Annotated in this window: 10 protein-coding genes and 1 riboswitch; of the genes, 6 read left to right on the top strand and 4 right to left on the bottom strand. The window is 74.4% G+C overall.

What is annotated here, in order from left to right:
- From EBN88_RS25755 to EBN88_RS25765, 3 genes are all read right to left on the bottom strand, one after another.
- Nucleotides 1–707 (bottom strand): type 1 glutamine amidotransferase (locus tag EBN88_RS25755; protein ID WP_147472845.1); only part of this gene is annotated, 707 nt, incomplete at its 3' end.
- Nucleotides 708–800: 93 nt separating this feature from the next.
- A complete protein-coding gene (locus tag EBN88_RS25760; RefSeq protein ID WP_122399455.1) occupies nucleotides 801–1,643 on the bottom strand; it encodes a DJ-1/PfpI family protein in 843 nt (280 codons plus the stop codon).
- Entirely contained in the window at nucleotides 1,640–2,626 is a 987-nt protein-coding gene (locus EBN88_RS25765) for a GlxA family transcriptional regulator (protein WP_122399462.1), read from the bottom strand. The genes EBN88_RS25760 and EBN88_RS25765 overlap by 4 nt, the downstream gene beginning before the upstream one ends.
- A gap of 258 nt (nucleotides 2,627–2,884) precedes the next feature.
- Here EBN88_RS25765 and EBN88_RS25770 point away from each other — a divergent pair, with 258 nt between their 5' ends.
- The 5 genes from EBN88_RS25770 to EBN88_RS25790 all read left to right on the top strand — a co-directional run bounded on the left by EBN88_RS25770 (nucleotide 2,885) and on the right by EBN88_RS25790 (nucleotide 7,314).
- Nucleotides 2,885–3,430 (top strand): tellurite resistance TerB family protein, encoded by a 546-nt coding sequence (locus tag EBN88_RS25770; RefSeq protein WP_122399456.1) that lies wholly within the window; start codon nucleotides 2,885–2,887, stop codon nucleotides 3,428–3,430.
- Between the two features lie 34 nt (nucleotides 3,431–3,464).
- Entirely contained in the window at nucleotides 3,465–4,184 is a 720-nt protein-coding gene (locus EBN88_RS25775; protein ID WP_122399457.1) for a helix-turn-helix domain-containing protein, read from the top strand.
- An 82-nt stretch (nucleotides 4,185–4,266) separates the two neighbouring features.
- Nucleotides 4,267–4,821: a dihydrofolate reductase family protein gene (locus EBN88_RS25780; RefSeq protein WP_122399458.1), complete on the top strand. Its 555-nt coding sequence runs from the start codon at nucleotides 4,267–4,269 to the stop codon at nucleotides 4,819–4,821.
- A 295-nt stretch (nucleotides 4,822–5,116) separates the two neighbouring features.
- Nucleotides 5,117–5,632: a hypothetical protein gene (locus EBN88_RS25785; protein WP_122399459.1), complete on the top strand. Its 516-nt coding sequence runs from the start codon at nucleotides 5,117–5,119 to the stop codon at nucleotides 5,630–5,632.
- Between the two features lie 115 nt (nucleotides 5,633–5,747).
- Nucleotides 5,748–5,865: riboswitch (SAM riboswitch) on the top strand.
- Between the two features lie 135 nt (nucleotides 5,866–6,000).
- Entirely contained in the window at nucleotides 6,001–7,314 is a 1,314-nt protein-coding gene (locus EBN88_RS25790; RefSeq protein WP_122399460.1) for an aminotransferase class V-fold PLP-dependent enzyme, read from the top strand.
- A gap of 56 nt (nucleotides 7,315–7,370) precedes the next feature.
- On the opposite strand, the gene EBN88_RS25795 is transcribed toward EBN88_RS25790, so the two are convergent.
- Complete coding sequence (locus EBN88_RS25795; protein ID WP_233580964.1) at nucleotides 7,371–8,189, bottom strand: polysaccharide lyase family 7 protein; 819 nt, start codon at nucleotides 8,187–8,189, stop codon at nucleotides 7,371–7,373.
- Nucleotides 8,190–8,475: 286 nt separating this feature from the next.
- On the opposite strand from EBN88_RS25795, the gene EBN88_RS25800 reads away from it, so the two are divergent.
- Nucleotides 8,476–9,330, top strand: an 855-nt coding sequence (locus EBN88_RS25800) for a serine/threonine-protein kinase (RefSeq protein WP_147472846.1), incomplete at its 3' end; no start/stop codon positions are given.

Raw genomic sequence — 9,330 nt, forward strand, 5'->3', positions numbered from 1 at the left:
CGCACCACGGCGGCGAAGTTGGCGGCCAGCCGCCGCGCCGCGCGCGCGGACTCCGGCTCGCGGCGCTCGGCCTCGGCGCGGAGCGCCGGCAGGTCGAACCCGCCGTCGGCGAGGGCGGCGGCGTCCCAGTGGGCGAGCCGGTCGGCGCCGACCTCCGGGTGGAACTGCGTGCCCCAGGCCAACGGGCCCAGCCGGAACGCCTGCACCGGGCAGAGCGGGCTGCTCGCCAGGTGGACGGCGCCGGGCGGGAGGTGGGTGATCTGGTCGCGGTGGTTCTGGATCACGGGGAACGTCGCGGGCAGCGAGCCCAGCAGCGGGTCGTCGACGGCCTCGGGGCGGCGGGTGACCGGGTGGGAGCCGCGCTCGGGCGTGCCGTGCTCGCCGCGCACGGTGCCGCCGTGGGCGGCGGCCAGCAGCTGGGCGCCCAGGCAGATGCCCAGCAGCGGGACGCCGTCCGCCACGGCGCGGCGGGCCAGGCGCCGCTCGCGGGCGAGCCAGGGGCGCCGGGCGTCGTCGTCGGGCAGGAACCCGCCGCCGAGCAGCACCACCGCGTCGTGGCCCTCGGGGTCCTCGGGCACCTCGGGGCCCGGGACCTCGGAGAGGGCCAGGCCCTCCTCGGGCAGCCAGGTCAACAGCCGGCCGGCGCCGCTGCGTTCGTGGTTGACGACCAGCAGCACGCGGGGCGCGGAACGGGATGCCGCCGTCATGTCCACCGCCTCTCGGGCCGCCGCACGGGGGCGGGCGCCTCCATGGTGACCACGGGCTCGGGCCGCCGGTCAAGGCGGCCGGGTGCGCGGCGGCTATCCGGCGGTCGAGTCCGCCAGCAGCCGGAGCGCCAGGTCGCGCAGCTCCTGGCTGGCCTCGGCGGCGTTGCCCGAGTCGAACGGCGGCGCCGGGTCGTACTCCAGGGCGAGCTGCGCGGCCCGCGCCACCTCCTCGCCGGCGAGTTCGGCCGCGAGGAGGAGCGCCATGTCGATGCCGGCCGAGACCCCGGCGGAGGTGAGCAGCTTCCCGGAGCGCACGAACCGTTCGGCGACGTAGGCCACGCCGTAGGTGGACTCGATGTACTCGGCGGAGGCCCAGTGGGTCGTCGCCCGCCGCCCGGTCAGCAGCCCGGCGGCCGCCAGGATCACCGAGCCGGTGCACACCGAGGTCGTCCACCGGGTGTGCCGGTGGACGCGGCGAATCCAGTTCAGGAGCGCGGGGTTGTCGATGGCGGCGACCACGCCCTCGATGCCGCCGCCCGGCACCAGCAGCACGTCGAGGCGTTCCACCTCGTCGACCGCCAGGTCGGCGGTGACGGCGACGTCGCCGGTGTCGGTGCGGACCTGGCCGCGCCGCTCGCCGATCAGGGCGACGTCGGCGTCGGGCAGGCGGCCGAGCACCTCGGTCGGGCCCGTCGCGTCGAGGAGGGTGAACCCCGGGTAGAGGAGAATCCCGACGCGCGGCCCGTTCCGCTCGCGTTCCGTCCGGCCGGTCGCCGCCTCGTGCGGCGCGGGCTCGCGACGGGCGGGTGCGGGGGCGGCGCCGAGGGTCGCGGCGCCGGCGAGCACCGTGGTGGCGGCCGTGGTGGTCAGGAACGTTCTGCGGTGCGTGGGGCGGGGGTTCGGGTGGGTCGCGTGCGGGTGCGTGTCTCGCGTCATGGGAGGGAAGCCTGGCGCGGCACCGGGCCGCGCGGGGCGGGCGTGTCCGCCATCCTGCGCAGCGTGTCCCCCGTCGCACCGTAGTGGTCCAGCAGCGCCTGCCGCAGGACCGTCGCCGAGCCGAAGCCGCAGCGGCGCGCCACGGCGGTCAGCGGCAGGGAGCTGGTGCGCAGCAGGTGAACGGCCGCCTCGGCGCGGGCGGCGCGCACCGCGCGGGCCGGCGTCATGCCGAGGTGGGCGGTGAACAGCCGGGTCAGATGGCGGGTGCTGACGCCGGCCCTGGCGGCCAGCGCGCGGGGGCTGAGGTCGTCGGTGAGATGGCCGGCGACATGGCGCAGCAGGTCGGCGACGGCCCGGTCCCTGGGCGGCGGGGCGGCGAGGAACGCGCTGAGCTGCGCCTGGTCGGCCGGCCTGTGCACCCAGGTGACCAACTCCCGTGCGGCGGCGCGCGCCAGGGCGGGGCCGTGGTCGTCCTCGACCAGGGCGAGGACGAGGTCGAGGGCGCTGATCACGCCGGCCGAGGTGAAGACGGAGCCGTCCCTGACGTAGAGCGGGGCGGGATCGACGGCGACCCTCGGGTAGCGCTCGGCGAGGTCCCGCCCGTAGCGCCAGTGGGTGGTGACCCGCCGGTGGTCCAACAGGCCGGCCTCGGCGAGGACATGGGCGCCGGTGCAGACCGAGGCGACCCGCCGGGCGGCGCGCGCCAGGCGGCGCACCTGCGCGACCAGCGGCCGGTCGCGGGCGGCGGCCTCGCTGCCGAAGCCGCCGCTGACGATCAACGTGTCCAGCCGTCCGGTCACCTCGGCCAGCGCCAGCGGCGCGCCGACCAGCACCCCGCTGGAGGTGCGCGCGGCCCGGCCGGACGGGGTGGCGACCTCGACGGCGTAGGGCGGCGTGGCGCCGTGCGCGTTGGCGATCTCCAGGGCGCCGGCCGGGCAGGCGATGTCGAGGATCTGGGCGTCGTCGTAGGCGACGATCAGCATCCGGCGGGCCAGCCCCGGCTCGGTCATCCGAACTCCTTCTCCCGGTCTCCCCCGCACCGCGCGGCGCCGCGCGGGCCTCCCTCCCGAAGAGTCGACGTCCGGGGCGCCCCGGTTCCCGGGTGGTTCCCGGGCGGTTCCCGGGCGGTTCCCGGGCGCAAGGACGGTCGGGAACTCGCGCTGGCCTGACGTCGTTCTGAGGGAAGCGCGAGGCGTCACCGCACCGGTACGCGGCGGACAGGGAGAGGCGGGAGTGCGCCGATGGCGATGTGGGACCGTATCAAGGACCAGGCGAAGGGCCTTCAGCAGTCGAGGAGCGGCTCGGGCCACGGGTCCGGGCACGCGCCGTCGGGCGGGCGCGGCGAGTCGAAGGCGAAGCTGGTGAGCGCGCTCAAGGCGCAGCTGACCTCGTTGAAGGGCGAGTTGAAGTCGGGCGGGTTCCGGGACGCGAGCGTCGCGCTGTGCGCCCTGGTCGCTGCGGCCGACGGGCATGTCGATCCGGCCGAGCGGCAGCAGGTCGAGCAGCTGATCCTGACCAACGACGTCCTCCAGAACTTCCCCGCCGACCAGCTGCGCCGCCAGTTCGCCAAGCATGTGGACGCGCTGGGCGCCCGGTTCTCCGACGGCAGGTCGGCGGCGATGGCGGAGGTGGCCAAGGTGGCCAAGAAGCCGCAGGAGGCGCGGGCGGTGGTGCGGATCGGCATCGTGGTGGCGGGCGCGGACGGCTATGTGGCGCCGGCCGAGGCGGCGGTGCTGCGCGAGGCGTGCGCCGCGTTGAACCTGTCGCCCACGGAGTTCGGCATCTGAGGCTCGTTCGGAGACGGGCAGGAGGGGAAGGCGGATGGGCCTCTCGGTGGAGTGTCGGGACTCGGACTCGCCGTGGGTGGCGCGGGTGTGGCGCTCGACCAGCGCGCGGGTGGACTCGATGACCTCGGTCGCCAACCCGCACTGGGAGCTGGTGATCTGGGAGGAGGCCGGGCGGGTCAACGCCGGTCTCCAGGGGCCCGAGTCGCGGGCCAGCGTCGCGCCGGTGCCCCAGGACGCGACGTTCTTCGGGATCACCTTCGCGCTGGGGACGTGGATGCCGCATCTGGCGGTCAGCCGGCTGGTCGACGGTTCGGCGGCGCTGCCGGACACCACCCGCCGCTCGTTCTACCTCAGAGGCTCGGCCTGGCACCTGCCGACCTTCGACAACGCGGAGGCGTTCGTGCGGCGGCTGGTGCGGGAGGACATCCTGGCCAGCGACCCGGTGGTGACCTCGGTGCTGGCCGGCGGCGAGCCGAAGGTCTCGGCGCGCACCGCGCAGCGGCGCTTCGTCGCCTCGACCGGGCTGACGCGGGGCGCGATCCGGCAGATCGAACGGGCGCGGGAGGCGGCGCTGCTGATCCAGGGCGGGGTGCCGGCGGGCGAGGTGGTGCACCGGCTGGGGTACTTCGACCAGCCGCATCTGGCCCGCTCGTTGAGCCGTTTCGTCGGGCGTACCGCTACTCAGCTCAGTGCGCGGACCGAGGAGGAGGCGATGTCGCTTCCGTACAAGACCGGGCCGCTCGGCCTGGCCTAGTCTCCCTGTTGTGGCCACCGGGGCCACCCGGAACGCGGGCCGAGGCCCGGACCGCGCTTCCGGATACAGAGAGGTGCGTCTCGTGCGAAAGCTTGTCTCCTGCCTGTTCGTCTCCCTCGACGGCGTGGCCCAGTCGCCCGACCAGTGGCAGTTCGCCTTCGACGAGGAGATGGGCGAGGTGCTGACCGGGTCGTTGGAGAGCAACGACGCGGTCCTGATGGGCGCGGTCACCTTCACCGAGTGGGCCGGCTACTGGCCGACCGTGACCGAGGGCGAGGACGTCCACTTCGCCAACTGGATCAACAACTCCCCCAAGTATGTGGTCTCCACCACGCTCGGCGACGTCTCCGACTGGTCCAACAGCCAGCTGCTGAAGGGCGATCTGGTCACGGCCGTCAACGAGTTGAAGGCGGGCGAGGGGAAGGGCATCTCGGTCGCCGGCAGCCCCGGGCTGGTCGCCTCCCTGCTGGAGGCGGACCTGCTGGACGAGTTGGTGCTCCTGATCCACCCGGTGGTCGCGGGCGAGGGCCGCAGGAAGCTCTTCCCGGACGACGCCTCCCTGAAGAAGCTGACGCTGGTGAGCGCGCGGCCCACCAGCAGCGGAGTGATCATCGCCACCTACCGGCCGCGGCGCTGAGCGCGGCGGACGGCCGTTGACGCGGGCGGGAACCGGCGCGGGAAAGGGACCGCGCATTTCCCGCCCGCAGCTTTTTTCCTCATTAGCACGGGCCGCTTTCCTCGGACTTTCCTCCGCTTTCCCGAGACTTTCGTCCCGGCTTTCTTCGAGACGAATCGGTAACCGTTCCCGCCCCCGCGCGCATTCGATTTGCGATTTCCTCTCGTTGCTCACTAACGTCGAGCATCGACAGCCCTTCCCACATACAGCGACAACGGGGGAAACACCTGTGCGTGCACGAATTCGCCTCATTTCCGTGGCGGCCGCGATCGCGGCCTCCACGGTGCTCACGAGCTGCGGTGACGACGACGAGGACGGCGGTGGCGGCCTGCCCGGGGGCGGCCTGCCGGGCTTCGAGATGAACGAGGAGCTGGAGCTGGACACCACCGGCGGCTTCGGCGACGGGGGCGCCGAGGGTGACGGCGCCCCCGACCCGGAGGCTGGCGGGCGCCCCGACATCGAGGGCGACCCGGCCTGGTTCGCCCGCTGGGAGGCCGACGGCCTCACGCTCTACACCACGGCCGACGGCGTTCTCTACGGCAACTCGGGAACGGGCGAGACCTGTCGGCAGAGTTCGGGGGTGCTCGGCGCGCTCGACTGGGAACCGGTGCTCTTCATGTGCCAGGGGTCGGCGGCCAACGCGACGCTGCGGCTCAGCGGGGACACCATGGCCATCGAATGGAGTGACCGCACCGAGCAGTTGAACCGGGCGGAAAGCCTGGCCGACCAGACCGTGGATCTCGACTCCCTGGAGTCCACGATCCTCAACTGAGGCGGCACGACCACCTCGGCCACGACGCGAGAGCCCCCGGACGCCCCGGCGTCCGGGGGCTCTCCCCCGGCCGGACTACCGCACGCGGCGGGGTGTGTGGCAGACTGCCGGCCAAGGTCACGAGTGACAGCGCCACAGGGCCCCGGCCCGCTGTCCGGCAACCCTCCGTCGCGGCGGGGTGCCCCGGGTGATGACCGGGCCGTGGACAGCAGGGTCCATGGCAAGTGCGGCCTTCTGGGAGTCACTCATGCGTCAGCGAATGCGCTAGGAGCCGTCGGCTCCTCCCCTCTGGTTACTGGTCATCGGTCACGGCCGGCTCGTTCCGCCGTGGCGTCTCTCCCCCGTCGAGTCCCGCCGGAGACAGCGTCATGCCCACTCACACCGCGCTTCGCCCTGCCACCACCCCGTCCGTTCCCCTCCCCTCCTCCGCCGACGATCCGCACGCCGTGCTCAGTTCGGCGGTCAACGCCCCGCTCGTCGGCGGCGGCGAGATCGGGTACGCGGCGCTGGACTACGCGGCCAGCGCCCCGGTGCTGCGCCGGGTCTGGGACGAGGTCGCCGCCTACGCGCCGCACTACGGGAGCGTGCACCGGGGCGCCGGTCATCTCTCCCGCCTGTCCACCGAGTTGTTCGAGCGCGCCCGCGCCACGGTCGCCGCTTTCCTCGACTGCCGCCCGGACGACCGGCTGCTCTTCACCCGTTCCACCACCGACTCGTTGAACCTGCTGGCCGCAGCGCTGCCCGCCGGCACACGGGTGTTCGTCTTCGAGTCCGAGCACCACGCCGCGCTGCTGCCCTGGGCCCGGCACGGCCACCGGGTCGACTGTCTGCCGACGCCGCGCGACCCCGAACAGGCCGTGCGCGAGGTCGGGTCGGCGCTGGCGGCGGCCCCCGAGGGGCCGAGGCTGCTCTGTGTCACCGGCGCGTCCAACGTGACCGGCGAGCTGTGGCCGGTGCGCGAGCTGGCCGCCGTCGCGCACCGGCACGGCGCCCGGATCGTGCTGGACGCGGCGCAGCTGGTGCCGCACCGGCCGGTGAGCGTCGCCGACTGGGACGTGGACTGGCTGGCGTTCTCCGGCCACAAGCTCTACGCGCCGTTCGGCTCGGGCGTGCTCGCCGGGCGGGCCGACTGGCTGGACGCCGCCGCGCCCTATCTCGCCGGCGGCGGCGCGACCCGCGTGGTCGCGGCCGACCCGGCCGAGGGCGTGCGGGTGACCTGGGCGGAGGACGAGGCGCGGCACGAGGCCGGTTCGCCGAACGTGATCGGCGCCGTCGCCATCGCGGCGGCCTGCCGGGCGTTGACCGAGGGCGCGGGCTACGGCGCGCTGGAGGCGCGGGAGCGGGAGCTGCTGTCTGCGCTGCGCGCCGGCCTGGCGGCGCTGCCGGCGGTGCGCGAACTGGCGCTGTTCGGGCCGGAGTCGGAGCGGGTCGCCGTGGTGTCGTTCACGGTGCGGGGCTGGGAGAGCGAGGCGTTGGCGCGGACGCTGTCGGACCGGTACGGGATCGGGGTGCGGTCCGGGATGTTCTGCGCCCAGCCGCTGGTGCGGCGGCTGTTGGACGCGGACGGGCCGGCGGACGACTGCGGCGGGGCGCTCCAGGCGGTGCGGGTCAGCTTCGGCGCCGGCACCCCGCGCGAGCACATCGACCGGCTGCTGGCGGCGCTGGCCGAGCTGACGCGCTGACGGGCTCGGCCCTCCGCACCCACCCCCACCGCTGATCCCCGAAGATCCGGAAGAGGCTAATCGTCCTCGTGGTCGACGGTCAGCTCGTGGATGACGACCTCGCCGTAGTTGTCCTCGTCGCAGGGGGCGGAGTTCTCGCAGTTGGCCTGGGTGTAGGCGCCGGCCTTGAAGTAGTTGGTGGGGTCGTCGTGTTCGAGGGTCGTCTCCAGCTCGCCGTTGTAGTGGACCTCGATCTCGCCGTCGCTCACCACGTAGCTGATCTCGAAGACGGTGCCCAGTTCGTAGTCGTCGGTGACCAGGTGGTGGTGGGCGGTGTCGCCCTCGGTGATCCAGAGTTCGGAGCCCTCCAGGCGCACCACGGTGACGTCGTCGTCGCCGCCGTGGATCTGGGCGCCGACCACGTGCGGCTTGTCCTCGGGGAGGTGGGTGAACGCCTCCCGCACCGTCATGGTGTGGGTGCCCGAGGTGGACGACCACTCGGTCTCGTCGTCGCCGCCCGGCTCCATCTCGCGCAGTTCGGCGCGCGGATAGGAGGAGCCGCCGGTGGTCACGCCGTTGACGGGGGCGCGGAAGCGCACGGCGTCGCCGGATTCGGTCCCGGTGACGGTGAAGAACGTGTCATGTGCGTAGGTGTCCAGCTCCGGCTGGCGGATCTCGGTGGGGGCCTCGTCGTCGCCGACGGGCAGGGTGATCTTCCAGTCGCTCAGATCGAGGACGTCGGCGGGGAGTTGGGCCCGGTCCTCCGGTGGCTCCTCGACCGCGCGCGCCGTGGTGCCGGCGACCAGCGGCGCGGTCAGCGCCGCGACGGCGGCCAGGGCCAGCGGCGTGCGGCCGCGTCCCTCGCGTGCGGGGCGGGTGGGGCGGGGCTGCCTCACGGGCGTACCTCCTCGTCCGGTGGGGGCGGGCCCGGCCGGGCCGCGCGCCGCGATGGTAGGCGGCGCGCCCGGGAGGGGTCACGACGGGAGAGCCGACGGCGGCGGGAGACGGCCGGCCGCCGGTCGTCGTTCCCCGTGGGGCCGGTGTCTCCACGGTTGTGGGTGGCCGGTGAAGACGGCGGGTACGTGGCCGGACGCGGTGCGCCACCGCGACGGGCGCAGTAGGTTCGTGGCGTGCGCGCCGCGACGGTGCGGGGGCGTGAGGGAGGAACGCGAGGGGGAAGTCGTGCGTCCCGGAGACGAGTTGGCCGGTCGCTATGGCCTGGAGGAGGTCATGGGAACCGGCCGTGGCGGCGAGGTGTGGCTGGCCCACGACCGGCTGGTGGGCGAGCGGGTGGTGCTCAAGCCGGTGCCGGACGGGGGCGACGGCGCGCCCCCGGTGCGACGGCTGGGCGAGCCGCGCGCGCTGGCGAAGTTCCGCGACCACCCGCATGTGGTGACGCTGCTGGACATCGTGACGGTGCCGGCCGGGGGCGGCGGTGAGGCCCACTGGTTCGTCATGGAGCATGTGCCGGGCGGCGGCCTGGACGGCCGGCCGCCGATGGCGCCCCGGGACGCGGCCCGGCTCGGCGCCCAACTCGCCGACGCACTCGACGCGTTACACGCCGCCGGCATCGTGCACTGCGACGTCAAGCCGGCCAACGTCGGGCTGACCCGGCGGGGCGCGGCCAAGCTGCTGGACTTCGGGGCGGCCTACCGGTTCCGCGACACCCAGACGGTCACCGTCAACGGCCCGTTCAGCTTCACCCCCGACTACGCGGCGCCCGAGGTGGCGCGCGGGAACATTCCGCGCCCCGCATCCGACGTGTTCAGCCTGGCGGCGACGCTGCACGCGCTGGTCACCGGCGCGCCGCCCCGCGATGACGACCCGCAGGAGCGGGAACCAGAACCGGAACCGGACGAGGTCGAGGGGACCGACGGCGGGGAGGGCACGGCGGAGGACGCCGAGGCGCTGCGCCGGTGGCGGGCCGAGCAGGGCGTGGTCCGGGTGGACGCCGAGGCGACGGGGCCGCTGGCGCCGGTGCTGACGGCGATGCTGCGGCGGGACCCGCGCCGGCGGCCCGACGCGGCGGAGGCGGGG

Source organism: Streptomyces triticirhizae (assembly GCF_003696235.1).
Taxonomy (GTDB): domain Bacteria; phylum Actinomycetota; class Actinomycetes; order Streptomycetales; family Streptomycetaceae; genus Streptomyces; species Streptomyces triticirhizae.